This is a genomic window from Actinoallomurus purpureus (assembly GCF_024055795.1).
Taxonomy (GTDB): Bacteria; Actinomycetota; Actinomycetes; order Streptosporangiales; family Streptosporangiaceae; genus Actinoallomurus; species Actinoallomurus purpureus.
Map to the genome: position 1 here is coordinate 1 of NZ_JAMXMY010000018.1, position 25,933 is coordinate 25,933.

Consider the following 25,933-nt stretch of genomic DNA (forward strand, 5'->3'; position numbering starts at 1 on the left):
CCCCCCCCCCCGCCGGCCCGCCCCCCCACGACGGTGAGGTGGCCCAGGCCGGGTCGGCGGCGCTATCCGACGAGCGTCTGGGTGCCGAGGACGGTGAGCAGGGTGAGGCGTTCGGCGTCCTCGGTTCCGGGCTCGGCCGTGTAGATCATGATGCGCAGGTCGCTGCCCGCCACGGTGAGCACGTCGCAGTCCAGCGTCACGGGGCCCACGCGCGGGTGATCGATCGTCTTGCGTGCGGGCTCCTGACGGCCGACGGTCCCGGAGTCCCACAGCTCGGCGAAGCGGTCACTGTTCGCGCGCAGCTCCGTGACCAGCCGCCGGAGCCGCTGGTCGGCCGGATAGCGGCCGGCGGCCGCGCGCAGGTCGGCGACCAGCGCGGCCTCGAACTCGCGCCGGGCCTCCGGCGTCTGCCGGACCCGGGTGCCCGGGCCGATGAAGTTCCGCCACACGCCGTTGCGCTGATTGCCGCGCCATCCCGACGGATCGCCCATCAACGCCGCGTACTCCAGATTGGCCAGGAGCAGCGTCCAGGACGCGTCGTAGACCGCGACGGGGGTCCCGGTCAGCCTGTCGAGCAGCCGTTGGACGCTGGGGGTGATGTACGCGGGGACCGTCTCCGGGCCCGGCGGCGTCAGCCCGGCCAGCCCGAACAGGTGCGCGCGCTCGGTGCCCGACAGCCGCAGGGCCCGGGCCAGGGCCTCGACGACCTGCGGCGACGGGTTGGACGCGCGGCCCTGTTCGAGGCGGGTGACGTAGTCGACGGAGATCCCGGCCAGCAGGGCCAGCTCCTCACGGCGCAGGCCGGCCGCGCGCCGCTGCCCGCCGGCGGGCAGCCCGGCCGCCTCGGGCGAGGCGCGGTCGCGCCAGTGGCGCACCGCCTTGCCGAATTCCGTCGTTCCCACGGCCACCAGTCTGCACCCGCCGGGTGCTGACCTGCCTGGTACCGGTGATCCCAGGAAGAGGAGGTCACTAGCAGGCCACGTCGCCAGGAGCCCACCATGGAGACATGACGACAACACTCATCACAGGAGCGAACAAGGGGCTCGGGCATGAGACCGCCCGCCGGCTCATCGCGGCGGGCCACACCGTCTACATCGGCAGCCGGGACGCAGAGCGCGGCCGCCAGGCCGCCGAGCGGCTGGGTGCGCGGATGGTCCGGCTCGACGTCACCGACGACGCGTCCGTCGCCGCCGCGGCCAAGGCCATCGAGGCCGACGGGGGACTGGACGTGCTGGTCAACAACGCCGGCGTCGAAGCGCGTGCCGAGGGGAACGTCGTGATCGGCGCCGCGGAGGTGACCGCCGACATCATGCGGGAGGTGTTCGAGACGAACGTCTTCGGCGTGGTGCGCGTCACGCACGCGTTCCTGCCGCTGCTGCGGCGGTCCGCGGCTCCGGTCGTGGTCAACGTCAGCAGCGGCCTGGCCTCGCTGACGCGGGTCACCGCCGCGGGCACGCCGACGTACGCCTATCCGGGGGTCGCCTATCCGGCGTCGAAGACCGCGGTCAACATGATCACCGTGCAGTTCGCGAAGGCGTTCCCGCAGATGCGGATCAACGCGGTGGAGCCCGGGTACACCGCGACGGACCTGAACGGGAACACGGGCATCCAGACCGTCGAGCAGGGCGCCGAGATCATCGTGCGCATGGCCCAGGTCGGCCCCGCCGGCCCGACCGGGGGCTACTTCGACGCCGAGGGCACCCTCCCCTGGTGAACCTGGCCGGTCAGGCGGCGGAGGGGGCGATGAGGCGGGTGACGGCGGAGCGTACGGCCGGGCCGGCGGTGGCGGGGTCGTCGAGGTCACCGGCGACGGCGAGGCCGTCGCGAAGGGCGAGGAGCATCAGCGCCGTACACTCCGGGTCCGGGTGTCCGGCGGCGACGAGCAGCTTTTCCAGGGTGTCGCGGAACCACCAGCGGAAGGTGTCGACGACCCGGCGTACGGGATGGTCCGGGTCGGGGTACTCGGCCGCCGCGTTGATGAACGCGCAGCCCCGGAATCCCGGCTTGCAGGTGATCTCGCCGATGGCCTCGAAGACGGAGACGATCTTCTCTTCGGGCGTGTCGCCCCGCGGAGCGGCGTGGCCCTGGACCAGGGTGATCTGCTCCTCGAGGTAGGCGCAGATCAGGTCGTCCTTGGACGGGAAGTGGTGGTAGAAGGTCGCCTTCGCCACGCCCGCCTCGGCGATGATCCGGTCGATGCCGACCGCGTGGATGCCCTCGGCGTAGAACAGCGCGAGCGCGGTGTCGAGCACGCGCCGACGCGCGGGGCTCTCGCGGCGGGGGGCGACGGTGCTCGAAGTCATGCGTTGACATTACCAGACAGATCGGTCTAGGTTGTCTTCCGAACAGATAGGTCTGTCTGAATCGGAGATCAGGACATGAGCACTCTTTACACCGCGATCGCCACCGCATCCGGCCGCGACGGTCGTGCGGTCAGCTCGGACAAGAAGCTCGACGTGAAGCTCGCCCGCCCGACCGAGTTGGGCGGTGACGGGGAGGGCACCAACCCCGAGCAGCTGTTCGCCGGCGGATACGCCGCCTGCTTCGCGAGCGCGCTGAACCTCGTTGCGACCAAGGCGAAGACCGACGTCTCGGACGCCTCCGTCACGGCGGAGGTCGGGCTGGCGCCGAACGGCTCGGGCGGCTTCGCCCTTGCGGTGACGCTGCGCGTCGAACTGCCCGACGGCCTTCCCGCCGAGACCGGCCGAGAGCTCGTGGAGGCCGCGCACCAGGTCTGCCCCTACTCCAACGCCACCCGCGGCAACATCCCGGTGCAGCTCGTCATCGAGTAGGCACCCGAGTCTGTCATCCGGTCGCCGGCGGTCAGGGCTGCTCCACGGCCTCCGCGCGGCGCAGGAAGCCCTGTATCTTCTTCGCCGCGCCGGCCACGTCGCCGATCGGATGACGCATCTCGGCGTTCCGCCAGTCGAAGTAGTTGCCCGACTCGCTGACGAATATGTACAGCGGAACACCGGGCACATCGGTCGTGACGGCCAGGCCGGGCAACGACCGTCTCAGGTCGGAGTCCACTCCCAGCAGGGCCAGGTCCGCGCTCAGTATTTCGAGCAGCCGGACCTCCTCATCGTGAGCGATCGCGTGTCGCACCGCCGAACTCCTTCCGCCGTGCCCTGCCGCCTCGCGTGATCCGGAACCCGGACCGTCACTCCGCTGTACGGGGGAATGGGACAGAAGGTTCAACCGGATTCAGGATGACCATTACCGGTACTTCGGTCGTCGGAACCAACGGCGGTCGCCGTCAGAAGTGGCCGTGGGCGGTGAGCGGTCGGCCGGTGCCCTCCGAGGCGGTCACCGTGTACGTGTCCCGGTGCGCGTCACGCCCGCCGGGGGCACGCGTGTACTGGGCGGCGAAGACGTACGAACCGGGCGGCACCGACCGGCCGGGCCGCAGCGCCCACCGGTAGACGAGGGCGCCCCGCTCGTCGCCGACCGTGACGGCGAAGGCGTCGCCGGGCAGGGACGACCAGGAGCCCGCCGACCGTACCCCCTGCGTACGCGCCACGCGCACCGTGACCTGCAGCGTGCTGAGCGGCCGCTCGCCGGAGACGGTCACGTCCTCCTGCGCCCAGTAGTCGTTGCTGCCCGGGTCGATCCTGGCCACGACCGCCGGGACCTTCGTCCGGGGCCGCCGTGCGACGGGGGACGACGTGGTGGGCCGGGCGGTCGGGGACGGCCGGCCGACGCGGGTCGCCGGCGAGGCGGTCCTCGACGCGGAAGGGGATGGCCCGTCGGTCTGCGCGGAGCCGTGCCCGGCTGGAATCGCCGGGGTGGCCGGTCCGGCGGATCGCCACGTCACCACCACCACCGCGACCGCGACCGCGACCACCCCGGCCGCCGCCATCGCCGCCGCGGCGAGCGACCGGCCACCGGCCCGCCGGATCCGGCGCGGACGGGTGGCGGCGTCCACACGGGCCCGCATGCGGTCGTGATCGGGCTGGTGCGCGTCCGCCTCCTCGCGCAGCGCCGAGCGCAGCCACGCCGGCGGCTCGTTCATCGCGCCTCCCCCGTACGCCCGGCCGGGTGGGCCGGCGGCGACCGCCACGCGCCCAGGGCCTTCTCCAACTCCGCCACCCCCCGTGACGTCTGGCTCTTCACCGTCCCGACCGAGACCCCCAGGACGCGGGCCGTCTCCTGCTCCGACAGGTCGAAGGCGTACCGCAGGACCACGCACGCGCGCTTGCGCATGGGCAGCCGCCGCAGCGCCGCCCGTACGTCGAGTACGGCGGGGACGTCCGGATCGTCGGATCGATCGTGGAACATCACCGCGAGCAGTCCGGCGCGCGAACGTTCCCGGACCAGCGTACGGACCCGGCTGGCGGCGAGGTTGACCACGATGCGGCGGACGTAGGCGAGCGGCTGGTCGGCCTTCCGGACCCGGCCCCACCGGTGCCAGGCCGCGACGAACGCGTCGGCGGTCAAGTCGTCGGCGGCGTCCGCGTCGCCGGTGAGCAGGTAGGCGAGACGTGAAAGCTCGCGGTGGTGGGTCTCGAAGAACTCGTGGAACTCTGCGGCGTCGTCCTCGGACTTCACAGCGTGCTCCCGGATGCATCGGCTGCGTCCGCTCGTCGGCCTCAGCCGCGCCGAGATTAGCAGTCTGGATCATGATTTTTACTGACACGGCAACCTTTGGCGCATCGGGCGACGACTAGGGCTCGGACCGATGAACCGAAAGGGATCATGGTGAAGAAGCTCCTCCTCATTCCCGGTGTGCTCGCGGCCGGTGGCCTGCTGTACGCCATCCCGTCGCTCGGGCAGGGGTCCGTCGCCACGCCGCGGTCGGCCGACAGCCGCGCGGGAACTGAGGCGACGGACGGGACCGCCGCGGATACGGCGCCGGCCGGCCTGGCCGCGACCTCCGCGCAGGCGGCGCTGCCCGGCCTGGCGACGACGAAGGTCACGCTCCCGGCGAGCCTGTCCTACCTCACGCCCGGCTACAACGGGACCCCCACGTACACGCGCGTCGCGACCGCCGTCGCTCCGGACGGCACCCTCCGCGTCGCCTGGCCGGACGGCAAGTCCGTGCACGTCACCTCCCTGACCAAGGGCCTGCGGCGCTCCGGCGCCGACACCGTCGTCCCGAAGGCCGCCGAGGTCGGCGGCCTGGTCGCGCACAACGGCGGCTTCGCGGTGCTCACCCGCCGCCCGGACAAGAACAAGTGGAACGAGACCGCCGCGTACCTCGTCCGCTACCAGGGCGGGAAGCAGAACTTCGCGGCGAAACTGACCAGCGCGAGCAGCCACGACACCGCGCCCACGCTGGACGGCTCGCTGGCCTGGAACGGCACGAAGTACGGCGCGTACTTCGTCGTCCACGGCGCGGGCGGCTTCGCCGACGGGCACTTCGGCGACAAGCTCGCCTACGTCAGCGCCGCTGGCAAGCGGGCGTCCGGTGGCTGGTCCTGGGGGTGCAGCCACAACGAGGGCACCGCGCTGCTCCCGGAGAAGTCCGGTGCGTTCGCCTCGCTGTGCGCCGAGGACTGGCGGTCCGGGCTGTTCGTGAGCACCGGGATCGGCGCGCCGAACAACGCCCCCGTCCTGCAGCGCGAGCAGTGCTGGGCCGGTTACTGCGGCGGCGGGTTCGGCGGCTTCGTACGGTCGTCGGCGGGCCGGTACGCCGCCGTCTTCGCCTCGCGCGGCGCCGCCTCGGCCAAGCCTTCCGGTGACGGCCGCGGCTACACCGTCAAGGCGAAGTGGGCGACGCACCAGGTGGCGATCCACTACCTGAAGAACAAGTCCACGCCCACCGGGAAGACGATCTACCTCACCGCGGACCCGAAGACCGACCACGTCAACGTGCACGCCGCGCCGTACGGCCCGAACCGCATCCTCGTCAGCTGGCAGAGCGTCGCGAACGCCTCGTGCAAGAGCGGCACCTGCACGGGCCGGTTCACCGGCACGCACCTGCAGTTGGTCGACTACTCCGGCAGGCGGGTGAGCAAGGACACGGTCGTCAAGGCGCAGATCGCCGGCGACATCGCTGTCCTGCCCGACCACGATGTCGTGTGGGCGTCCGTCAACGCCGCCCCGAACTACGGGAGGCCGCTCGGCACCTCGCCGAAGTCCCGCACGCTGACCGTCACCCGCCTGCGCTACGTCGGCTGATCCTCGGCACGATGAGTCCGCCGGCCCCGGTTCCGGCTGGGGCGTCCGCCCGTACGGGACGAGCGCCCCGGCTGCTCGGGGGGAGGGCCGTCATGTTCTGCGCCTTCTACTGGTGCGGGAAATTTCTTGCACCAGTAGAAGGCGCAGAACGAGGTACCGCACCCTCGGGCCGTATTTGTCCGACGCTCAGCACGGCAACGCCCAGGGGCTCCAGTCGCAGCTCGCCCTCATGCCGGGTGCCGGTGAGCAGGTCGACGCAGGGCCGGGGAACGGCGACGGTGACCTCCTCGCCGGTGTGGTTCAGCAGGAAGAGGTGGTCGCCGCGGCGTACCGCCTCGACGCCCTCGGGAACGTTCGCGGTGGGTCGTACCCCCGCCGCGGACGCGGCGTCGAGAACGACCTGGCGCAGCCGCGTGTCGTCGAGCCCGGTGCCGACGTAGGTCGCCGTGCCCCGGCCGTACGCGTTGCGGGTGACGGCCGGGCACGGGCCGAACAGGCCGTCCGTGAAGGAGGCCAGGGCCTGCGCGCCCTCGGCCCGCATCAGGTCCTGCCAGTCCGACGCCGTACTCTCCGATCCGTCGGACCAGCGCAGCGTCAGGGCCTCCTCCACCTGCAACGGGTTGAACTCCTCGATCCGTACGCCCAGGAGGTCCTGGAAGGCGTTCGGCCGCCGGATCCGGTCGTGCTCGTCGACGACGCCGCTGAAGTACGACATGACGAGGTGTCCCCCGTCCTCGACGAAGCGGGCGATGTTCGTGGCGGCGGCGTCGCTCACCAGGTAGAGGTTCGGCACCACCAGCAGCCGGTATCCGGACAGGTCGGCGTCGGGTGCCACCATGGCGACGGGGACGTTCGCCCGCCACAGCGGCAGGTAGTGCGCGAGCGCCTGGTCGTGGAAGGCCAGGTCCGTGGAGGGGCGCCCGCGCAGCTCCAGCGCCCACCAGCTCCGCCAGTCCCAGACCATCGCGACGTCCGCATCGACGCGCGAACCGGCGACGGGCGCGAGGTCGCGCAGCTCCGCCCCGAGTTCGCGGACCTCGCGCCAGATGCGCGAGTCGGTTCCGGCGTGGGGGACCATGGCCGAGAAGAACTTCTCGGCCCCGAACCGCGACGCCCGCCACTGGAAGAACATCACCGAGTCCGAGCCGCGGGCCACCGCCTGGTGCGAGCGCAACCGCAACTGCCCTGGTGGACGCGCCGAGTTGCGGCGGCGGGAGTTCATCGGACCGGTCGCCGACTCCATCAGGATGAACGGCCGCCCGCCGCGCAGCGACCGCATCAGGTCGAAGTTCATCGCGGCCCGTACCTGGCCGATCGGGTCGCGGGCGTCGGGGTAGGCGTCGAGCGCGACGACGTCCTCCTCGGCCGCCCACCGCCAGTAGTCCAGCAGCTTGTACGACGCCATGAAGTTGGTCGTGACCGGAACGTCCGGGGTGAAGCGTCGCAGGATGTCGCGCTCGGCGGTGAAGCACTCCAGCGACGCGTCGCCGTTGAACCGCCGGAAGTCCACCATCTGCGCGGGGTTGGGGTCGCCGAGGACCGGCCCGGGCGGGTTGATCTCCTCCCACGACCCGTACCGCTGGCCCCAGAACGCCGTGCCCCACGCCTCGTTGAGGGCGTCGAGGTCGCCGTACCGGTCGGCGAGCCAGCGCCGGAAGTGCTCCGCCGACACCGCGCAGTGGCAGCCGTCCACGCCCGGATACTCGTTGCCCACATGCCACATCGCGAGCGCCGGGTGCCCGGCGTAGCGGGCGGCGAGGCGTTCGACGAGCGTGGCCGCGCCGGCGCGGTAGACCGGCGAGGAGGCGCAGTAGTGCTGGCGCGCGCCGAACGTCAACCGGCTGCCGTCCGCCAGGACCGGCAGCACCTCCGGGCGCGCGGCGATCATCCAGGCGGGCGGCGCCGCCGTCGGCGTGGCCAGGTCCGCCGCGATGCCGTTCGCCGCCAGCAGGTCCAGGACGCGGTCCAGCCAGTCGAAGGTGTACCGGCCGGGCTCGGGCTCCAGCGCCGCCCAGGAGAACACCCCGACGGTGACGAGGTTGACCCCCGCCTCGCGCATCAGCTCGACGTCCTCGGCCCACGTCTTCTCGGGCCACTGCTCGGGGTTGTAGTCGCCGCCGTAGGCGAGCCGGCCGAGGCGTTCCCGCAGTGCGTCGTCCCTCAGCACGGCGTCGCCTCGACCGGCACGGTCAGGACGCGGTCCGGTCCGAGCACGCGCGCCGCGCCGGTCAGGGTGAACGACCCGCTCAGCGGCAGGTCCGCGCTGGACCCGCCCACCGCGACGTCGACCCGGCCGGGTTCGACGACGCGCCGCAGGTCGGCGTCGGTGAACGCGGTCCGGTCGGCGTGCACGGTGAACTCCACCCGCGCGGCCGCCCCGGGCTCCAGCCGGACCCGCGCCCAGCCGGCGAGCCACCGCACCGGCCGTACGACCGAGGCGACCGGGTCGCTCAGGTACAGCTGGACCACCTCGGTGCCGGGCCGGTCACCCGTGTTGCGCACCGTGGCGGTGACGCGCACGGTTCCGTCCGTGGCGGCCGACGGGTCGACCTCGAGGGCATCGTAGGAGAAGCACGTCCAGGTCAGGCCGTGCCCGAACGCGAACAGCGGTGTCGGGTCGACGGCGCTCCACCGCGACGGGCCGCCCGTCCGCGCGTGCAGGTACGTCGCCGGCTGACCGCCCGGACCGCGCGGCACGCTCACCGGCAGCCGCCCCGACGGCTCGACGCGACCCGACAGAACCCCGGCGATCGCGGGGCCGCCCTCCTCGCCGGGGAAGAACGTCTGCACGATCGCCGCCGCCCGCTCCGCGAGCCCGCCGAGGGCGTACGGGCGGCCCGACAGCAGCACGATGACCGTGGGCGTGCCGGTGGTCAGCACCGCGTCGGCGAGTTCGGCCTGCCGGCCGGGCAGGGCGAGCGTCTCGGCGTCGCAGCCCTCGCCCGAGGTGCCACGGCCGAACAGGTCCGACCGGTCGCCGAGGGCGAGTACACAGACCTCCGCCCGGTCGGCCGCCGCGACGGCGGCGGCGATGTCCGCGTCGTCGGCGACCTCGACGCCGTGACCGGCCGCCACCTCGATCTCCGCCGCGGGGAGTTCGGCGCGAAGCGCGTCGGCGAGGGTCGGGATCTCCACGCCGAACGCCATGCCGGGGAACCGCGCGGTCATGTGGTTGGGGAAGGAGTAGCAGCCGAGCATCGCGCGCGGCTCGGCGGCGAGCGGCCCGGTCACCGCGACGCGACCGCTGCTCAGGGGCAGGACGCCGTCGTTGACGAGCAGGACGACGGACTCCTCGGCGATGCGGCGGGCCAGCCGCCGGTGCTCGGGCGGGTCCAGATCGATCGGCTCGGCGGACGCCGCCGCGTCAAGGGGGCCGCCGGATGCCGCTGCGGCAAGGGGAGCGCCGGGCGGAGCCGCGTCGAGTGCGCCGTCGAGGAGGCCCAGCTCGCACTTGAGCGTGAGGACGCGGGACACCGAGCGGTCCAGGTGCTCCTCGGGGATCGCGCCGCGCCGCACCATCTCGACCAGGGGCGCGCCGTAGCAGCGGACCGTGGGCAGTTCGACGTCGACGCCCGCGCGCAGGGCCAGGGCGGCGGACTCGCCGGGGGAGCCGGCGACGCCGTGCATGTCCTCCAGGAAGGAGATGCCGAAGTAGTCGGCCACGACCAGGCCGGTGAAGCCGAGCTGGTCGCGGAGCAGGCCGGTCATCAGCCGTTCGTCGGCCGTGGCCGGGACGCCGTCGACGTCCACGTAGGCGGCCATGACGGAGCGGGCCCCGCCCTCGCGGAGCGCGAGCAGGAACGGTTCGAGGACGATGTCGGCGAGCTCCCGGGGGCCGGCGGCGGCGGACGCCATGTTCCGGGCCGCCCGGGACGAGGCGTACCCGGCGAAGTGCTTCAGCGTCGCGACGATCCCGGAACGTTCCAACCCGCGGACGTATGCGGTGCCGATGAGGCCGACCAGATACGGGTCCTCCCCGATGGTCTCCTCGGTACGGCCCCATCGGGGGTCCCGCGTCACGTCGAGGACGGGCGCCAGACCCTGGTGGACGCCGACCCGCCGCATGCTGCCGGCGATGGCGGCGGCCATCTCCTCGACGAGGTCGGGGTCGAACGTCGCGCCCCACGCCAGCGGGCACGGGAAGACGGTCGCGGTGTGGGTCATGAAGCCGGTGAGGCACTCTTCGTGCGCGATCGCGGGGATGCCGAACCGGTTGCCGGCGGCGACCCGCGCCTGGAGCTCGCGCAACCGCGCGGCGCCCTCCGCCGGGGGTACCGGCGCGGTGCCGAAGACGCGGGTGAGCTGGCCGAGTCCGGCCGTGATGACCTCGTCCAGTGGGGGCGGCTCACCGAAGTCGTCCGGGAGGGGGGCCACCTCCTCACCGGGACGGGCGGACACGGCCCAGTACCCGACCAACTGGGCGGCCTTCTCCTCGACGGTCATCCGGCTCAGGAGGTCGGCGACCCGCTCGGCGGTCGGCAACCGGTGGTCGCGCCAGGAATCGGTCGGTCGGGTGGGGTGAGGCAGCGTTTCGGCCATGTGTCGTGGGCTCCCGTCTGCCGATCGAACGTCGTGGTGGGCCGGGCGTGTCCCGTGGGCCTCGCGCTCCCACCGCATCGAGGTCCACGGGGCACGCGTCCTGGGTGCGGCCGGGTGGTGGCGCGGTGGAGGGCCGGACGCGCGGCGCGGCGGCGAGGGACGTGCTCGCCGATCGGCCGGTGTGAACGGTATCGCAATGTTTCGAAGCTGCCTAGGCCCATCCAGCTCCACGGATACCTGTTCAAACAAAGAGCACTGCAGGGGGTTGACCGTTCGGAAGCGCTTTCTTAAGGTACGGCAGCAACTGCCTTCTCGACACTTTTTCGAAACCGCGTCGACACGTCGTCGCGGGCGCCCGTCTCTGCCGCATTCACGCAAGGAGGACCGATGGGCGACACACCGCTCTCGCGCCGCACCTTCCTCTCGGCCGCCGGAGCCGCCGGGATCGCCGGCCTGGCCGCCCCCCTTCTCAGCGCCTGCGGAACCTCCGGTCCCGCCGGCAGGGGCAAGGGCGGCGGCAAGAACCTTCAGGTCTGGGTCCTCCAGGACGAAGGACAGAACCCCATCCAGCAGGCGGCGATCGACGACTTCAACAAGTCATCGGCCACGAAGCTCAAGCTCGTGCCCACCGCCAGCTCCGGCAGCTCGGGCTACACCGACAAGCTCCGCATCGGCATGGGGTCGCCGAACCCGCCGGACCTGATCTTCAACTGGGGCACCGGCAGCATCGTCGACTACGCCAAGGGCGGCCTGCTCGTCGACCTCGACTCGCAGCTCGCGAGCGATGCGACCTGGAAGAACTCCTTCCTGCCGTCGGTGCTCGACGCCGGGAAGGCCGACGGGAAGTACTACGGCATCCCGATGCGCGGCATGCAGCCCGTGCTGGTCTTCTACAACAAGACGATGTTCGCCGAGCACGGGCAGAAGCCCCCGGCGACCTACGACGACCTGCTCGGCCTCGTCACGTACTTCAACTCCAAGAAGATCCAGCCGTTCGCGCTCGGCCACGTCGACGCCTGGCCCAACCTCATGTGGCTGGAGTACCTCGTCGAACGCATCGGCGGGCCGTCGGTCTTCCAGGACATCCTCGCCGGCAAGCCCGGGGCCTGGGGTAACCCGGCGGTGCTCGACTCCCTGCGGCGGATCCAGGACCTCGTCGACCGGCGGGCGTTCGGCACCAACTTCGCGTCGGTCAACTACGTCAACGACGGCGCCGGGCTGCTGTTCGCCAAGGGCAGGGCCGCGATGCACCTCATGGGCACGTGGGAGTACTCCAACCAGGTCGACAAGCATCCGGACTTCGCCAAGAAGGACCTGAGCTTCGCGCCGTTCCCCACGGTGTCCGGGGGCAAGGGCGACGCGAACAGCGTCGTCGGCAACCCCACCAACTACTTCTCGATCAGCAGCAAGTCGGCCGACGTCGCCGCCGCCACCGCCTTCCTCAAGAAGGAGATGGCAGGCCCGATGTACGTCGACAAGCTGATCAAGGCGGGCGACGTGCCGGCCGTCAGCGGCCTGGAGTCGCGGCTGTCCGACTCGCCCAATCCGGAGTTCGCCAAGTACGTCTACCAGATGGTGCAGAAGGCGCCGAGCTTCACGCTGTCCTGGGACCAGGCCCTGCCGCACCAGTTCACCGACCCGCTGCACTCCAACCTGCAGAAGGTCTTCCTCAAGAAGATGACACCCGAGCAGTTCGTCCAGGCCATGGGCGCGGTCAAGTGACGGCGGCGCGGGCCGAGGGCGGCGGCCGATGACCGCCGCCGGGAGCGCTGATCGGGCGGCGCGACCGGGCGCGCTGTGGATCGTCCCCGCCGCGCTGTTCTTCGGGGTGTTCGCCGGGGTGCCCCTGGTCCTGACCGCCGTCCTGTCCTTCACCAGTTGGAACGGCCTCGGCACGCCCGCCTTCAACGGCCTGGACAACTGGAGCCGCGTGCTGTCGGACGACGCGGTCTGGGAGTCCCTGCGGATCAGCCTGGTCTTCATGGTGCTGTGCTGGCTGGTGCAGACCCCGCTGGCCCTGCTGCTCGGCGTGTGGGCGGCGGGCCGGGAACTCAACCGCGCCGTGCTGTCGTCGATCTTCTTCCTGCCGCTGCTGATGTCGACCGCCGCGATCGCCATCAGCTGGCGGGTGCTGCTCGACCCGAACTTCGGGCTCGCCGCGACGATCGGCCCGTACATCGGCTTCCCGGACGGCAACATCGTGGGCAGTCAGCACGGGGCCGTGGCCGCCGTCGTCATCGTCATCGCCTGGCAGTTCGTGCCGTTCCACACCCTGCTCTACCAGGGGGCGGCGCGGCAGATCCCGCAGATGCTGTACGACGCCGCGCTCATCGACGGCGCGAGCCGTGTCCGGCAGTTCTGGCACATCACGCTCCCGCAGCTGCGGCACACCATCGTCACGTCGTCGGTGCTCATGCTGGTCGGGTCGCTGACCTACTTCGAGACCATCCTGATCGTCACCAACGGCGGGCCCGGCAGCGCGACGATGGTCCTGCCGCAGCGCATGTACCTCAGCGCCTTCCAGAGCTTCCAGATGGGGTACGCGAGCGTGATCGCGCTGGTCCTGGCCGCGCTCGGCACGGCGCTGTCGCTGCTCATCGTCCGGTTCTCCGGCTTCGCGAAGATGCGCAGCACGCTGGAGGGGATCTGACGTCATGGCGGTACTCCGGCAAGAGGGGGCGGTGTCGGTCGCGCGCGGCCGGCGTCGCGGCGGTACGCGACGGGCGCGACGCCGGCCGAACTGGGCCGCCGGCCTGGCGGCGCTGGCGTGGCTCGTGTTCGTGGGCGTGCCGATCTACCTCATGGTCAAGGACAGCTTCCAGCCCAAGGACGCCTACCTCGACGGCGGCCCGCTGTCCCCGCCGCACAGCCTGACCCTCGACAACTTCGGCCAGGTCTTCGACAGCGGGTACGCCCGCTACCTGGTCAACACGGCGATCGTCACGGCGGCGAGCGTCGTGCTCACCGCGCTGCTCGCCTACCCGGCGGCGTACGCGATCGTGCGGGCGCGCAGCCGGATCGTCTCCGCGACCTTCCGGATCTTCCTGGCCGGCCTGGCGGTCCCCGCGCAGGCCACGATCATCCCCGTCTACCTGATGATCACCCGGATGCACCTGTACGACTCGCCGACCGCGATCATCCTGCCGACCGTGGCGTTCGGGCTGCCGCTCAGCGTGCTGGTGCTGTCGTCGGCGCTGCGCGACGTCCCCCGGGAGCTGTACGAGGCGATGACCATCGACGGGGGCGGGTCGTTCCGGCTGATGTGGAGCCTCGCGCTGCCGCTCAGCCGGGCGTCGCTCACCACGATCTCGGTCTACAGCGCGCTCAACGCCTGGAACGGCTTCCTGTTCCCCCTCATCCTCACCCAGTCCCCCGAGCAGCGCGTCCAGACGCTGGGCCTGTGGAACTTCCAGAACGAGTTCGGCTCGAACGTGCCCGGACTGATGGCCGCCGTGGTGCTCTCGGCCCTCCCCATCTTCGTCGTCTACCTGTTCGCGCGTCGTTGGCTCATCGCCGGCCTGGCCGGCGTGGGCGGAAAGTAGCTCGTTCCCATGCGCAGATCGTTCGCCCTCGCCCTCACCGTGCTCACCGCGTGCTCGCTCGCCGCCCCGGCAGCCGCCCAGGACGCGCCGCGGGGCCGCGTGGACTTCCGTTCCGGCCTGCAGCGGATCGACGGATTCGGGTTCTCCGAGGCGTTCCAGCGGGCCGCCGTCATCCACGGACTCAATGGGCTGTCGGCTCCGAAGCAGAAGGAGGTCGTCGACCTGCTGTTCGGCCGGGACACGGGCGCGGGCGCGTCCATCCTGCGGCTCGGCATCGGGTCGTCCTCCGACAAGGTCTACGACCACATGCCGTCCATCGAGCCGGCCGACCCCGGCGGCCCCGACGCCCCGCCGAAGTACGTCTGGGACGGTGACGACGGCGGCCAGGTCTGGCTCGCGCAGCAGGCGAAGGCGTACGGCGTGAAGCGGTTCTACGCCGACGCCTGGAGCGCTCCAGGCTTCATGAAGGACGACGGCACCGACGCGAACGGCGGCACCCTCTGCGGGCTTCAAGGGACGAGCTGCGCGAACGGCGCCGACTGGCGGAAGGCGTACGCGAACTACCTGGTGCGGTACGCGAGGTTCTACCGTCAGGAGGGCATCAGGATCACCGACCTGGGCTTCACCAACGAGCCGGACATCACCGTCTCGTACGCGTCGATGCGGTTCACCCCGGCCCAGGCGGTCGAGTTCGTCAAGGTGCTCGGCCCGGTCGCGAAGAAGGCCGGGCTGAACCTCTCCTGCTGCGACCACACCGGATGGACCGGGCAGGCCGACTACACGCGGGCCATCGAGGCCGACCCGCAGGCGTCCAGATGGGTCACGACCATCACCGGCCACGCCTACTCCAGCCCCGTCACCGCCCCGCAGCCGACGCGGGGGCCCGCCTGGATGTCGGAGTGGGGACCGGGCGGCAGCACGTGGAACGAGAACTGGGACGACGGCACCGAGTACTCCGGGTTCGCGGTGGCGTCGAACATCGACCAGACCATGACCGCCGGGAACGCCGGCGCGTACCTGTACTGGCTCGGCGCCTCCATCGGGGCGACGCGCGCGCTGATCCAGCTCGACGGCGACGCCTACCACGTGTCCAAGCGGTTCTGGGCGCTCGCCGCGTACAGCCGCTTCATCCGGCCGGGCGCGACCCGGGTGGCCGCCCGCGCGACCGACCCCGCCGTGCGGGTCTCGGCGTACCGCAACGCCGACGGCACGAAGGTCGTCGAACTCCTCAACACCGGCACCGCGAAATCCACCACCGACCTGGCGCTGGACGGCGGAGCCGGGCGGGCACAGGCGTACCTGACCGACGCGGACCACTCGGTGTCGCCCGTCGCCGCCGCGCGGACACACGGCCGTGACCTGTCGGTCGAGCTCGCGCCGCGCTCGCTGACCACCGTCGTCCTGCGATGATCCGGGTCGCCATCGTCGGCACCGGAGGGATCGCGGGCATCTGCCACGTGCCCGCGCTGCGGGCGGAGGCGCACCGCGCCCGGATCGTCGCCGCCGTCGACGTCGACGCGGACCGGGTGAAGGACTTCTGCGCCGAGCGCGACATCCCCGCCGCCCACACCGACCTCGGGGAGATGCTCGCCGAGGCGGAGCCCGACCTGGTGCACGTCTGCACGCCGCCGCACGTGCACGCCGAGCAGGTGCGGGCGTGCCTGAACGCCGGCGCCTGGGTGCTGTGCGAGAAGCCGCCGGCCCTCTCTCTCGCCGAGTACGACGCCATGGCCGCCGCCGAGCGCGACGGTGGCCCGTACGCGGCGGTCGTCTACCAGCACCGCTTCGGCTCCGGCGCCCGGCACCTGCGCCGTCTCATCGCCGACGGTGAGCTGGGCCGGCCGCTCGTGGCGGTCTGCCTGACGACCTGGTACCGCGACCACGCGTACTTCGACGTGCCCTGGCGTGGCCGGTGGGACACCGAGGGCGGTGGCCCGACCATGGGGCACGGCATCCACCAGATGGACCTGCTCCTCGCCACGCTCGGCGACTGGACCGAGGTCCGCGCCATGGCCGGACGGCTCGACCGGAACGTCGAGACCGAGGACGTGTCCATGGCGACGGTCCGGTTCGCGAACGGCGCCATGGCCTCGGTGGTCAACAGCGTGCTGTCCCCGCGCGAGGAGAGCCGGTTGCGGTTCGACCTCACCGACGCGACCGTCGACCTCGCGCACCTGTACGGGTACGGCAACACGGACTGGACCTACACGCCCGCGCCGCACGTCACCGACGAGGCGCGGATCGCGGCCTGGCGGACGCCCGAGACGGACGTCCCCAGCTCGCACACCGCCCTGCTGGCCGACCTGCTCGACGCGTACGAGCGCGGCGAACGGCCGGTGACCAGCGGAGCGGGCGGACGCCAGACCCTGGAGCTCATCGCCGCCCTCTACAAGTCGGCGTTCGCCGGCGTCCCGGTGCGCCAGGGCGAGATCGACGAGACGGACCCCTTCTACCGCGACATGAACGGCGGGAGAGAACTTTGAGGATCGAGCACATCGACGATCACACGCTGGCCGTACGAGAGCGGGGCGTGGAGCTGCTGCAGTACGTCTACCGGCCGAGCATGCCGCCGTTCGAGGGGCCGAAGCCGTACCTGCACCCGGTCCGTACGCTCGCCGGGGACGTGGTCACCGCCTACCGCCCGCACGACCACCGCTGGCACAAGGGCGTCCAGATGACGGTGTCGCACCTGTCCGGGGAGAACTTCTGGGGCGGCGGCAGCTACGTCCGCGACCAGGGCTACGTCGACCTGCCGAACATCGGCGTCATGCGGCACGAGGAGTTCACCGAGGTCGGCGACGGGGGGCATGTCGCGGAGCGGCTCACCTGGCACACCCAGGCGGGCGAGCACTGGGCGGACGAGCGGCGGGACCTGACCGTCCGCGACGTCGAGGACGACTCGTGGGCGCTGGAGTTCGCGACGGCCCTGACCAACGCGCGCGACCGGGCGCTGGTCTTCGGCAGCCCCACGACGAACGGCCGGCCGGCGGCCGGGTACAGCGGCCTGTTCTGGCGCGGTCCCCGCGCGTTCACCGACGGGGAGATCCTCGCCGCGGACGGGCAGGGCGGCCCGGACCTGATGGGCCGGCCCGCGCGCTGGCTCGCGTACGTCGGCCGGCACGACGAGGTCGACCGCGCCTCCACGCTGGTGTTCTTCGACGACCCGGAGTACGGCAGCGACTGGTTCGTCCGGAACACGCCCTTCTCGGCCGTCAATCCCTCGCTCGCCTTCGCCGAGGAGTTCGCGCTGTCGCCCGGTGACACCCTCCGGGTGCGGTACCGGATCGTCGTGGCCGACGGCGCGTGGGACCGCGAACGCCTGGACGCCTACGCCAAGGACCACCCGTGGTGAGCCCGCTGCCCGGCGCGGTCGGGGTCTCCGGGCTGCGGGTGTACGACTGGCCGACCGCCGACGGGCTGTGCGGCGGGTCGCCGCACGTGCACCTGACCTGCGCGGAGGCGTACGTCGTGGTCGCGGGCGAGGGGAGCGTGCAGACGCTGACCTGCGACGGGTTCGCCGAGACGCCGCTCCGGCCCGGGACGGTCGCCTGGTTCACCCCTGGGACCGTCCACCGGCTGGTGGGCGGCGACGGCGGACTCCAGATCGTGGTCGTCATGCAGAACAGCGGCCTGCCCGAGGCCGGCGACGCCGTCTTCACCTTCCCCCCGGAGACCCTGAACGACCCGGACGCGTACGCGCGGGCGGCGTCGCTGGACCCCGGCGCGCGGGAGGACGCGGCGCGGCGCCGCCGCGACCTCGCCATCGAGGGGTTCGCGCGGCTGCGCGAGCGCGACCCGGCAGCGCTGCATGAGTTCTACCGGTCTGCGGTGCGGCTCAAGGCGATCCTGTTCGACGACTGGGAGGACCGGTGGCGGGCCGGAGCGCTCGCCGAGGCCCGGCGGACCGGCGAACAGCTGAGCCGCCTTCGCGACGGCGACATCGGCCACCTGACGGAGGCGGGCGTGCACCGCCTCGAACCACCTCCGGAGCGGGCGTTCGGCATGTGCGGCCGCCTCGACACGTACGTGCCATGAGCGTGCCTCACGAGGCGGTCAGGCGGGGTCGTCGTGCCGGGACGGTCTGCTGCCGAGGCAGCAGCGGACGAAGTCCTCCGGCGACGGGGTCGGTGTCGGCGGCCGGCGCCCAGGCGACACCGACCCGGCTGGGGGCGACCCCGGTGACGGGCCGGTAGGTGATCCCGGGGCGGGCGTAATAGCGGGCGGCGGACTCGGGAGCGAGGGCGACGCCGTAACCGTTGGCGATCGCGCTGAGCCAGGCGTCGGGCTGGTCGGTGACGGCGCCGATGCGGGGAGGGTCGCCGTCGCGCTCGTCGGTGGCCAGCCAGTAGTCCCGCCAGGAGCCCGTCTCGGCCGGCGCGGCCACGAACGACTCGTCCCACAGGTCCCGGATGGAGATCCGGTCGCGTTCGGCCAGCGGGTGCGAGCTGCGGAGCGCGACGCAGCGGGGTTCGCTGAACAGCACCTCGACCCGGAGGGTCTCCTGGCCGGGGAAGGGCAGGCGCAGCAGGGCGGCGTCCACGTCTCCGTCGGCGAGTCCGGCGGTCGGGTTCGACCACGCCGCCTGTCGCATGTCGACCCTCCAGCCCGGCCGGCGGCGGGTGAACGCGGCGATGATCTCCTGGGTGTCAGCGGTCCCGTTATTGATCCACTCGACGATCATGGAATTGAGCCAGTCGATGCTGATGTGATCGTGATGGCACAGTACGTGGGGTGTCTGTCTTGAGCTGGAGGTCCTGGTTTGTTTCGTGTTGGTGATGGCTTGATCGTTCTGTGGCCAGAAAGGGATGGCCCGGTCCCACGCACACGAGAGCTCGCCCATGGTCATCAGGTTCGAGATGCCTTCCCACGGTTTCTCCCGGTCTCCCTGAGGATCAGCGGAGAGCCCTGACCGGGATCGGGGTGATCAGCCGCGGGGCAGGGAAATGACGAACCGTCCGGCCGCGTCGATGGTGATGTCTCCATCAGCCGTACGGGCTAGTCGTCGAGCGAGCGCGAGCCCGAGTCCGACGCCGTCGTGACCGTCGTCGGGGTTGGCGCGCCGGCCCGGTTCGAACACTGCGTTACGGAGTTCCACCGGTACGCCGGGACCGTCATCGGTGATGATGATCTCCACGCTGGCAGTGCACTCGACAGTGATCTGGGTCCGCGCGTAGCGGCGTGCGTTGTTCAGCAGGGGCACGAGGATGCGCTCGACCAGGTTCGCGGGTACCCCAGCCGTCACGTTCTTACCGGTTACCACGATCGGCGGCCCCTCCGTGCTGCGCTCGGTGATGTCACGGGCCAGGTGGAGGAGCGAGCATCGGCCCCGGACCTGATCGGTGGGGATGGTGAGCAGGGACTCACAGATCTGCTGCATGGTGGCCGCGCTCGCCGCGATCGCTTGATGTGAGGTGTCTCGTTCAGCGGTGGTGCGGTTTCGCGCGATCAGCCAGTCGATCTCCGCGGTGATCTGGGCCAGCGGGGTCCGTAGTTCGTGTGAGAGTTCAGCGGTGAGTTGTTGTTCGTGGCGCAGGACGGCGGAGAGCCGATCGAGTAGCTGATCAAGGTTTCTCGCCAGCCCGGCGAGTTCGGCGGGACGGTGTTCCGCGCCGAACCGGTGGTGGGTTCCGTGCTCTCCCCATTGCGTGGCCTGTTCGCTCATGCGTGTTACCGGCCGGAGGGCACCGCGAACGACCGCGCGAGTCAGCAGGTAGACGCCGAAGAGCAACAGCAGGGCGAGGATGGCGGAACCGGCCAGCACCAGACGGGCCAGGTCGCTGTAGGGGTCAAGATCAACCGCGCTGACCACCGTGCCCACCCGGCGGCCTTCGGACAGCACTGGCAGCGAGTAGACCCTCCAGGCGTACGGCGTCTTGGTGTCCATGAAGGTCTTGCGCTGCCCGGCCATGCGGTCCGCGCTCGCCTGCAGCCCTTTGGGTGCTCTGGGGCGCTCGATGGCTGTGTAACCCTGGTAGATCCAGACTCCGACATCCAAAGCGCGGTCGTCGGAGGGTTCCAGCACTCGGATATGGCCGTCCGGCCAGGTCTGCAGGGTCGCTGCCACGGCCGCCGCCCGAGTCCGCAGCAGGTCATCAGACTGTCTACGCAGCTGTGCGTGAAGCGCCAGGTTAAAGATGACGGTGAGCAGCGTGACCCAGATCGCCGTCGTGGCCAGCGCGAGCAGAGCGAGGCGGCCGCGTAGAGTCGCCGGCGTGAGGGCCCTCATGTGAATCGGTAGCCGACGCCGCGTATGGTGCTGATGCCCCGCTCACACCCGGCTTCACGGAGCTTACGGCGTAGGCGCCTCAGGTACTGGTCGAGGGTGTTGTCATTGACTTGGGCGCCTTCGGGCCAGGCCGAGCGCACCAGGGCATGTCGCCGGACGACCGCGCCAGGGGCCGCCATCAAGGAGGCCAGCAGCCGGAACTCGGTGGGTGTAAGGGGCATTTGTGTGCCGTCTGCGGTCTTCAGGACGTGTGCGACCGGGTCCAGCAGCAGACCGTCGACCTCGGTGGTCGCCTCGCGACCGGCTCTGCGCAGCGCCGCGCGGACCCTGGCAGCGAGTTCGGCCAGGTGGAAGGGCTTGGCGAGATAGTCGTCGCCGCCTGCGGAGAAGCCCGAAAGCCGGGAAGTGAGGCCATCACGAGCGGTCAGGAAGATGACCGGCATGTCCAGCCCGGCAGCGCGCATGGCCTGACAGACGTCCCTGCCATCGGAGTCGGGCAACCCGATGTCCAGCACGACTGCGTCGATCTGGTCATCTATCGTCCGCAGCGCGCCTGCTCCGTCCGCGGCTGTCAGCACCTCGAATTGCTCCTCGCGCAGGCCTCGGGCGAGAACGTCACGAAGTCCGTGGTCGTCCTCGACGACCAGGACGCGGTGGATGGTCACACCGTCAGGTTACGGACCTCCCGTAACCCGAACCCACCTGCCTGCCGAAGCGTTCAGGTTGTGTTCAGGCACGCCGTGCCAGCCTTCCCCGATGACAACAACTCAGCAGATCCGGATGGGCGAACCGACCGGCCGGCAGATGCTCAACAAGGTGCCTGAGGTCACGGTCTGGTTCTGGATCATCAAGATCCTCTGCACGACCGTCGGCGAGAGTTTCGCCGACTACATCAACGAAACCCTCGGCTTCGGCCTGACCAACACCATGCTGTTGTTCACCGCGGTATTCGCGGTCGTGCTAACGGTCCAGTTCCGTACCAAGCGCTACAGCCCGTTCCCGTACTGGCTGACCGTGGTGGTGGTCAGTGTCACCGGCACGCTGTACACCGACATGCTCACCGATAAGCAACACGTCCCGCTGTGGCTGAGCTCAACGGTCTTCTCGGTCCTGCTGGCCATCGTCTTCGGAGTCTGGTGGCTGCGCGAGCGGACCCTGTCGATCCACAGCATCACGACCTTCCCGCGTGAGGCGTTCTACTGGCTGACCGTCCTGGTGACGTTCGCGCTGGGCACCGCCACCGGTGACTGGACGCTGGAGCTGACCAACTGGACGCCCGCGCAGTCGGTGTTCCTGCCGCTGGGCCTCATCGCGTCGATCACCGCCCTGTGGAAGTTCGGCGCCAACCCGGTGCTTTCGTTCTGGCTGGCCTACATCCTCACCCGACCGCTCGGCGCCAACATCGGTGACTGGCTCGCCTCCCCGAAGGTCGCGGCCAACCCCGGCGACCCGGTCGGACTCGGCCTGGGCACCTTCATCACGAGCCTGATCTTCCTCGGCGCCATCCTGGCGACGGTCATCTACCTGTCGATCAGCCGTAGCGACGTCGCCGAGACCTACGAGGCGACGCACGCGCCGTCGGTCACCACCAACGCGCGCCGGGAGCGCATCGCGCTGGGAGCCTTCGGCGTGATCGCCGCCGGCACCGCCGCGCTGATGGTCTGGGCCCACAACCAGCCCCACGTCACCTGCGACCCGACCGGTCAGAGCGAGACGATGCCGGCCTGCCCGAAGCCGGCCCTGACCGGCGACCAGACGACCGCCGCAGTGGCGAAGTACGAGAACCTCGCCCAGACGGCGATCGCCCAGGACCGGGCCGGGAAGGCCGCGGCCTCCCACGCCACCGTGCAGAAGATGCGCGATGACTGGGACGCCGACGCCACCTCGCTGCAGGCGGTCAACAAGAAGACCTGGACCCTGCTCGACAACCAGATGGACGCGGTCCTCAAGACGTACGCCATCGACCACGGCCACATCAAGCCGGCCCCAGCCGCCAAGCAGGAGAAGCAACTCAAGGTCCTGCTGGCCGACTTCAAGAGCCACCGCTTCTGAATGGGCGCGTGAAGTAGGCGGATCACCCTTCTGTCCCGCGGGGTGGCCGGTACGGGCGGCCGACGGTAGAAGCCCATGAAGACGCTGGCCCCCAGCAGCGCGACGAGTCCACCGGCCAGGCGTCCTACTCCCGAACGTGTCCCCAGCCGCCAGGCAGCGGAGCGTGACCGGGCCGGGGTGGCCTCGGCTGACAGCCGGAGGTCCACATCCATGCCATCAGGTTATAGACGCAGATATTGGACGCCACGTCACGGACTCGGCGAGGGTTGATCCATGTTCGCCGCCTACGTCGTCGTGACCGTCCTGACGATCCTGGCCAACGCCGGCAGCGTCGTCGCGGACCTCGCGCGAGCCGAGTTCGTCCTCGCCAACTCGGCCGAGGTCGGCCTCCCGCAGTCCTGGCTCCCGGCGCTCGCCACGCTCAAGGCCGCCGGAGCGGCCGGACTCCTCCTCGGGTTCCTCGGTCTCCGGCTCATCGGCGTCGCCGCCGCGGTCGGGCTCGTCCTGTTCTTCGTCGGAGCCCTCTCCGCCCACGTCCGCGCTCGCGTGTTCTACAACATCGCCTTCCCCGGGGGCTACTTCGCGCTGGCCGTCGCATCTCTCGTCCTCGCGATCGCGCACTGAACGGCGAGACGGTCGGCGCCGCTTTCACCTGCTTTCATGGCCGACGTTCTCCCGGGGCCGCGAACCCGCACGTCAGCGGGGTGATCCAGGAGGCGTGCTGATCGCGTCATTGACCCGTCGAGGTCGCGAATCCGATTCTGATGAGGCGCTCCCACTCACGCCCGAAGACTCCGCGGTCGGCATGCCGGACCCGCGGCCGATCGAAGGGAAAGGTGTCGTGAGAAAGCGACGGAGAAGGGCGTTCGCCACCGCCATCGCCATGGCGTCGGTCCTCGTCATGAGCGTGCTGACAGGGCAGTCGGCGTGGGCTCACGGGGCGTTCATGCAGCCGGGCAGCCGTACGTTCCTCTGCTGGAAGGACGGCCTCACCTCCACCGGTGAGATCAAACCGAAGAACCCGGCGTGCGCGGCCGCCGTCGCCCAGAGCGGCGCCAACTCGCTGTACAACTGGTTCGCCGTGCTCCGCTCCGACGGCGCGGGCCGTACGCGCGGGTTCGTCCCCGACGGGCAACTGTGCAGCGGCGGCAACACCAACTACTCCGGCTTCGACCTGCCCAACGCGAACTGGCCGGTCACGCACCTCACCAGTGGTGCGAACTTCGACTTCCGCTACAACAAGTGGGCGGCGCATCCCGGTTCCTTCTACCTGTACGTCACCAAGGACGGCTGGGATCAGACCAAGCCGCTGACGTGGGACGAGATGGAGAGCACCCCGTTCCTCGTCGCCGACCACCCCGCGGACACCGGCCCGGTGGGCAGTGTGGACGGGTACTACTACTGGTCCGGCAAGCTTCCCGCGGGCAAGACCGGCCGGCACATCATCTACTCGGTCTGGTCCCGGTCGGACAGCACCGAGACGTTTTATGGCTGCTCCGACGTCACCTTCGACGGCGGCAACGGTGAGGTGACGGGCGTCGGCGACACCAGCGGAGGCGGCGGCACGACCATGCCGTGCACCGCGACGTTCAAGACCATCAGCAGCTGGTCCGGCGGCTTCCAGGCCGAGGTCACGGTGAGCAACCCCGGCACCACCGCGATGAACGGCTGGACGGTCAGCTGGATCGTGCCGAGCGGCCAGACCATCAACAGCCTGTGGAACGGCACGCTCACCATGAACGGCGACCTCGCGACCGTACGGAACGCGGATTACAACCGCACTGTCGCGGCCGGTGCGTCGACCACGTTCGGCCTGGTCGCGAACGGTACGGCGACCACTCCCACCCTCACCTGCACGAGCCCGTAGGGCCATCAGCGGCGGCGCAGGGGACCTCACCGAGGACGTCCCCTGCGCCGTGCCATGAGCACCGGCCGACCCCCGCACATGAGGAGGAACCCCTTATGCCTTCGCCACTCCGGGCGAGACTCACGGCCGTCCTGGCGCTGTCGCTGGGCGCGCTTCTGGCCGTCACCGCGCTGGTGTCCCGGCCCGCGTCCGCCGCGTCGACGCTGAACCAGCTCGCCAAGGCGCAGGGCAGGTACTTCGGCTCGGCCACGGACAACCCCGAGCTGTCCGACACCGCCTACACCGCGATCCTCGGCAGTGACGAGTTCGGCGCGATCACGCCCGGCAACTCGATGAAGTGGGACGCCACCGAGCCGTCGCAGGGCCAGTTCAGCTACACCAAGGGCGACGCGGTCGTGAGCTTCGCCAAGGCCCGGGGCCAGATCGTCCGCGGGCACACGCTGCTCTGGCACCAGCAGCTGCCGGGCTGGCTGACCAGCGGCAGCTGGACCGCCGCGCAGCTCACCTCGATCCTGCAGAACCACATCGCCAACGTGGCCGGCCACTACAAGGGCCAGGTCTACTCGTGGGACGTGGTCAACGAGCCGTTCAACGACGATGGCACCTACCGGTCGGACCTCTGGTCCAACACCCTCGGCACCGGCTACATCGCCACGGCGCTGAAGGCCGCCCGCGCCGCCGACCCGAACGCCAAGCTCTACATCAACGACTACAACATCGACGGCACCGGCGCGAAGAGCGACGCCATGTACAACCTGGTCAAGTCGCTGCAGGCGCAGGGCGTCCCGATCGACGGCGTCGGCTTCCAGGGCCACCTGGCGATCCAGTACGGCTTCCCCACCAACATGCAGCAGAACCTCCAGCGCTTCGCCGACCTCGGCGTCGACGTCGCCATCACCGAACTCGACGTCCGCATGGTGCTGCCCGCCGACGCGACCAAGGTCGCCACGCAGGCGCAGTACTACACGAACGTCGTCAAGGCGTGCCTGGGCGTCTCCCGCTGCGTCGGCATCACGATCTGGGACTACACCGACAAGTACTCCTGGATCCCCGGCGTCTTCAGCGGCCAGGGCTCGGCCCTGCCCTGGGACGAGAACCTCGCCAAGAAGCCCGACGTGTACGGCGCGATCAACACCGCACTCGGCGGCTCGGGCGGTGGCACCCCGCCGCCGACGACGGGCTGCAAGGTCGCCTACTCCGCCAACGACTGGGGCTCGGGCTTCACCGCCACCGTCACCATCACCAACCAGGGCCCGGCGATCAGCGGCTGGACGCTGAAGTACTCCTATTCGGGCGACCAGAAACTGAGCCAGGGCTGGAACGGCACCTGGTCGCAGTCCGGCAAGGACGTCACCGTCACGAACACGAGCTGGAACGGCACCCTAGCCACCGGCGCCTCCATCTCGGCCGGCGCCAACTTCACCTACACCGGCACCAACACCGCCCCGACCGCTTTCGCCGTGAACGGTACGACCTGCACCTGATTTTTGTTTCCTGTCCGTTATGCGATTTTCCTACCCATCCGTTATGCCGAGGGGCGATCATGCTCGCACGGCTCTCGATCCAGAGGCCGTCCACGCATGCAGA

At 70.7% G+C, this 25,933-nt stretch carries 24 protein-coding genes; 14 read left to right on the forward strand and 10 right to left on the reverse strand.

Annotated elements, in window-relative coordinates; genetic code table 11:
• Positions 1–62 precede the first annotated feature (62 nt).
• Positions 63–902 (reverse strand): helix-turn-helix transcriptional regulator, encoded by an 840-nt coding sequence (locus tag NE236_RS28885; protein WP_252845337.1) that lies wholly within the window; start codon positions 900–902, stop codon positions 63–65.
• Positions 903–1,006: 104 nt separating this feature from the next.
• Here NE236_RS28885 and NE236_RS28890 point away from each other — a divergent pair, with 104 nt between their 5' ends.
• Positions 1,007–1,714 (forward strand): SDR family NAD(P)-dependent oxidoreductase, encoded by a 708-nt coding sequence (locus NE236_RS28890; RefSeq protein WP_252845338.1) that lies wholly within the window; start codon positions 1,007–1,009, stop codon positions 1,712–1,714.
• A 10-nt stretch (positions 1,715–1,724) separates the two neighbouring features.
• Here the strand turns inward: NE236_RS28890 and NE236_RS28895 are convergent, their stop codons facing one another.
• Complete coding sequence (locus NE236_RS28895) at positions 1,725–2,303, reverse strand: TetR/AcrR family transcriptional regulator (protein ID WP_252845339.1); 579 nt, start codon at positions 2,301–2,303, stop codon at positions 1,725–1,727.
• Positions 2,304–2,378: 75 nt separating this feature from the next.
• Here NE236_RS28895 and NE236_RS28900 point away from each other — a divergent pair, with 75 nt between their 5' ends.
• A complete protein-coding gene (locus NE236_RS28900) occupies positions 2,379–2,792 on the forward strand; it encodes an organic hydroperoxide resistance protein (RefSeq protein ID WP_252845340.1) in 414 nt (137 codons plus the stop codon).
• A gap of 31 nt (positions 2,793–2,823) precedes the next feature.
• Here the strand turns inward: NE236_RS28900 and NE236_RS28905 are convergent, their stop codons facing one another.
• The 3 genes from NE236_RS28905 to NE236_RS28915 form a co-directional block, all read right to left on the reverse strand.
• A complete protein-coding gene (locus NE236_RS28905; protein ID WP_252845341.1) occupies positions 2,824–3,105 on the reverse strand; it encodes a hypothetical protein in 282 nt (93 codons plus the stop codon).
• Between the two features lie 151 nt (positions 3,106–3,256).
• On the reverse strand, positions 3,257–4,012 hold the full coding sequence (locus NE236_RS28910; RefSeq protein WP_252845342.1) for a hypothetical protein: 756 nt from the start codon (positions 4,010–4,012) through the stop codon (positions 3,257–3,259).
• Positions 4,009–4,548, reverse strand: a complete 540-nt coding sequence (locus NE236_RS28915; protein WP_252845343.1) for a SigE family RNA polymerase sigma factor — start codon at positions 4,546–4,548, stop codon at positions 4,009–4,011. Before NE236_RS28915 ends, NE236_RS28910 begins: the two co-directional genes overlap by 4 nt.
• Before the next feature lie 147 nt (positions 4,549–4,695).
• Here NE236_RS28915 and NE236_RS28920 point away from each other — a divergent pair, with 147 nt between their 5' ends.
• Positions 4,696–6,120, forward strand: a complete 1,425-nt coding sequence (locus NE236_RS28920; RefSeq protein ID WP_252845344.1) for a hypothetical protein — start codon at positions 4,696–4,698, stop codon at positions 6,118–6,120.
• 106 nt (positions 6,121–6,226) lie between these two features.
• On the opposite strand, the gene NE236_RS28925 is transcribed toward NE236_RS28920, so the two are convergent.
• Together NE236_RS28925 and NE236_RS28930 are read right to left on the reverse strand one after the other, a co-directional pair.
• Positions 6,227–8,287: a beta-galactosidase gene (locus tag NE236_RS28925; RefSeq protein ID WP_252845345.1), complete on the reverse strand. Its 2,061-nt coding sequence runs from the start codon at positions 8,285–8,287 to the stop codon at positions 6,227–6,229.
• Positions 8,281–10,659, reverse strand: coding sequence for a beta-xylosidase/alpha-l-arabinosidase (locus NE236_RS28930; protein WP_252845346.1), 2,379 nt, complete (start codon positions 10,657–10,659; stop codon positions 8,281–8,283). The genes NE236_RS28925 and NE236_RS28930 overlap by 7 nt, the downstream gene beginning before the upstream one ends.
• Before the next feature lie 387 nt (positions 10,660–11,046).
• On the opposite strand from NE236_RS28930, the gene NE236_RS28935 reads away from it, so the two are divergent.
• The 7 genes from NE236_RS28935 to NE236_RS28965 are packed head-to-tail and all read left to right on the forward strand — an operon-like array spanning position 11,047 to position 18,236.
• The gene (locus tag NE236_RS28935; RefSeq protein ID WP_252845347.1) at positions 11,047–12,381 is read left to right on the forward strand and encodes an ABC transporter substrate-binding protein; all 1,335 of its coding nucleotides are present in this window, start codon (positions 11,047–11,049) and stop codon (positions 12,379–12,381) included.
• Between the two features lie 28 nt (positions 12,382–12,409).
• A complete protein-coding gene (locus tag NE236_RS28940) occupies positions 12,410–13,309 on the forward strand; it encodes a carbohydrate ABC transporter permease (RefSeq protein ID WP_252845348.1) in 900 nt (299 codons plus the stop codon).
• A 4-nt stretch (positions 13,310–13,313) separates the two neighbouring features.
• A complete protein-coding gene (locus tag NE236_RS28945) occupies positions 13,314–14,201 on the forward strand; it encodes a carbohydrate ABC transporter permease (protein WP_252845349.1) in 888 nt (295 codons plus the stop codon).
• Positions 14,202–14,210: 9 nt separating this feature from the next.
• A complete protein-coding gene (locus NE236_RS28950) occupies positions 14,211–15,611 on the forward strand; it encodes a glycoside hydrolase family 30 protein (RefSeq protein ID WP_252845350.1) in 1,401 nt (466 codons plus the stop codon).
• Entirely contained in the window at positions 15,608–16,684 is a 1,077-nt protein-coding gene (locus NE236_RS28955; protein WP_252845351.1) for a Gfo/Idh/MocA family protein, read from the forward strand. Before NE236_RS28950 ends, NE236_RS28955 begins: the two co-directional genes overlap by 4 nt.
• The gene (locus tag NE236_RS28960; RefSeq protein ID WP_252845352.1) at positions 16,681–17,553 is read left to right on the forward strand and encodes a DUF6807 domain-containing protein; all 873 of its coding nucleotides are present in this window, start codon (positions 16,681–16,683) and stop codon (positions 17,551–17,553) included. Before NE236_RS28955 ends, NE236_RS28960 begins: the two co-directional genes overlap by 4 nt.
• Positions 17,550–18,236 (forward strand): cupin domain-containing protein, encoded by a 687-nt coding sequence (locus NE236_RS28965; protein ID WP_443612861.1) that lies wholly within the window; start codon positions 17,550–17,552, stop codon positions 18,234–18,236. Before NE236_RS28960 ends, NE236_RS28965 begins: the two co-directional genes overlap by 4 nt.
• A gap of 7 nt (positions 18,237–18,243) precedes the next feature.
• Here NE236_RS28965 and NE236_RS28970 read toward each other — a convergent pair whose 3' ends face one another.
• From NE236_RS28970 to NE236_RS28980, 3 genes are all read right to left on the reverse strand, one after another.
• Positions 18,244–18,882 carry a LysR family substrate-binding domain-containing protein gene (locus NE236_RS28970; protein WP_252845354.1) on the reverse strand — a complete coding sequence of 213 codons (639 nt, stop codon included), beginning with the start codon at positions 18,880–18,882 and terminating at the stop codon, positions 18,244–18,246.
• Positions 18,883–19,125: 243 nt separating this feature from the next.
• Complete coding sequence (locus NE236_RS28975; RefSeq protein ID WP_252845355.1) at positions 19,126–20,427, reverse strand: sensor histidine kinase; 1,302 nt, start codon at positions 20,425–20,427, stop codon at positions 19,126–19,128.
• Positions 20,424–21,092 (reverse strand): response regulator transcription factor, encoded by a 669-nt coding sequence (locus tag NE236_RS28980; RefSeq protein WP_252845356.1) that lies wholly within the window; start codon positions 21,090–21,092, stop codon positions 20,424–20,426. Before NE236_RS28980 ends, NE236_RS28975 begins: the two co-directional genes overlap by 4 nt.
• Before the next feature lie 91 nt (positions 21,093–21,183).
• Between NE236_RS28980 and NE236_RS28985 the strand changes: the two genes are divergently transcribed.
• The 4 genes from NE236_RS28985 (at position 21,184) to NE236_RS29000 (ending at position 25,830) form a co-directional block, all read left to right on the forward strand.
• Positions 21,184–22,479, forward strand: coding sequence for a COG4705 family protein (locus NE236_RS28985; protein WP_252845357.1), 1,296 nt, complete (start codon positions 21,184–21,186; stop codon positions 22,477–22,479).
• Positions 22,480–22,752: 273 nt separating this feature from the next.
• Entirely contained in the window at positions 22,753–23,103 is a 351-nt protein-coding gene (locus NE236_RS28990) for a DoxX family protein (protein ID WP_252845358.1), read from the forward strand.
• A 217-nt stretch (positions 23,104–23,320) separates the two neighbouring features.
• Entirely contained in the window at positions 23,321–24,346 is a 1,026-nt protein-coding gene (locus NE236_RS28995) for a lytic polysaccharide monooxygenase auxiliary activity family 9 protein (RefSeq protein WP_252845359.1), read from the forward strand.
• A gap of 95 nt (positions 24,347–24,441) precedes the next feature.
• Positions 24,442–25,830, forward strand: a complete 1,389-nt coding sequence (locus NE236_RS29000) for a glycoside hydrolase family 10 protein (protein WP_252845360.1) — start codon at positions 24,442–24,444, stop codon at positions 25,828–25,830.
• The last annotated feature ends 103 nt before the right edge of the window (positions 25,831–25,933 follow it).

Excerpts from the sequence above, each read along its gene's own strand:
- NE236_RS28975 (WP_252845355.1), bottom strand. The coding sequence starts at position 20,427 with ATGAGGGCCCTCACGCCGGCGACTCTACGCGGCCGCCTCGCTCTGCTC.
- NE236_RS29000 (WP_252845360.1), top strand. The coding sequence starts at position 24,442 with ATGCCTTCGCCACTCCGGGCGAGACTCACGGCCGTCCTGGCGCTGTCG.
- NE236_RS28970 (WP_252845354.1), bottom strand. The coding sequence starts at position 18,882 with ATGATCGTCGAGTGGATCAATAACGGGACCGCTGACACCCAGGAGATC.
- NE236_RS28935 (WP_252845347.1), top strand. The coding sequence starts at position 11,047 with ATGGGCGACACACCGCTCTCGCGCCGCACCTTCCTCTCGGCCGCCGGA.
- NE236_RS28950 (WP_252845350.1), top strand. The coding sequence starts at position 14,211 with ATGCGCAGATCGTTCGCCCTCGCCCTCACCGTGCTCACCGCGTGCTCG.
- NE236_RS28910 (WP_252845342.1), bottom strand. The coding sequence starts at position 4,012 with ATGAACGAGCCGCCGGCGTGGCTGCGCTCGGCGCTGCGCGAGGAGGCG.
- NE236_RS28940 (WP_252845348.1), top strand. The coding sequence starts at position 12,410 with ATGACCGCCGCCGGGAGCGCTGATCGGGCGGCGCGACCGGGCGCGCTG.
- NE236_RS28920 (WP_252845344.1), top strand. The coding sequence starts at position 4,696 with ATGGTGAAGAAGCTCCTCCTCATTCCCGGTGTGCTCGCGGCCGGTGGC.
- NE236_RS28930 (WP_252845346.1), bottom strand. The coding sequence starts at position 10,659 with ATGGCCGAAACGCTGCCTCACCCCACCCGACCGACCGATTCCTGGCGC.
- NE236_RS28955 (WP_252845351.1), top strand. The coding sequence starts at position 15,608 with ATGATCCGGGTCGCCATCGTCGGCACCGGAGGGATCGCGGGCATCTGC.
- NE236_RS28895 (WP_252845339.1), bottom strand. The coding sequence starts at position 2,303 with ATGACTTCGAGCACCGTCGCCCCCCGCCGCGAGAGCCCCGCGCGTCGG.
- NE236_RS28990 (WP_252845358.1), top strand. The coding sequence starts at position 22,753 with ATGTTCGCCGCCTACGTCGTCGTGACCGTCCTGACGATCCTGGCCAAC.
- NE236_RS28985 (WP_252845357.1), top strand. The coding sequence starts at position 21,184 with ATGACAACAACTCAGCAGATCCGGATGGGCGAACCGACCGGCCGGCAG.
- NE236_RS28945 (WP_252845349.1), top strand. The coding sequence starts at position 13,314 with ATGGCGGTACTCCGGCAAGAGGGGGCGGTGTCGGTCGCGCGCGGCCGG.
- NE236_RS28890 (WP_252845338.1), top strand. The coding sequence starts at position 1,007 with ATGACGACAACACTCATCACAGGAGCGAACAAGGGGCTCGGGCATGAG.
- NE236_RS28900 (WP_252845340.1), top strand. The coding sequence starts at position 2,379 with ATGAGCACTCTTTACACCGCGATCGCCACCGCATCCGGCCGCGACGGT.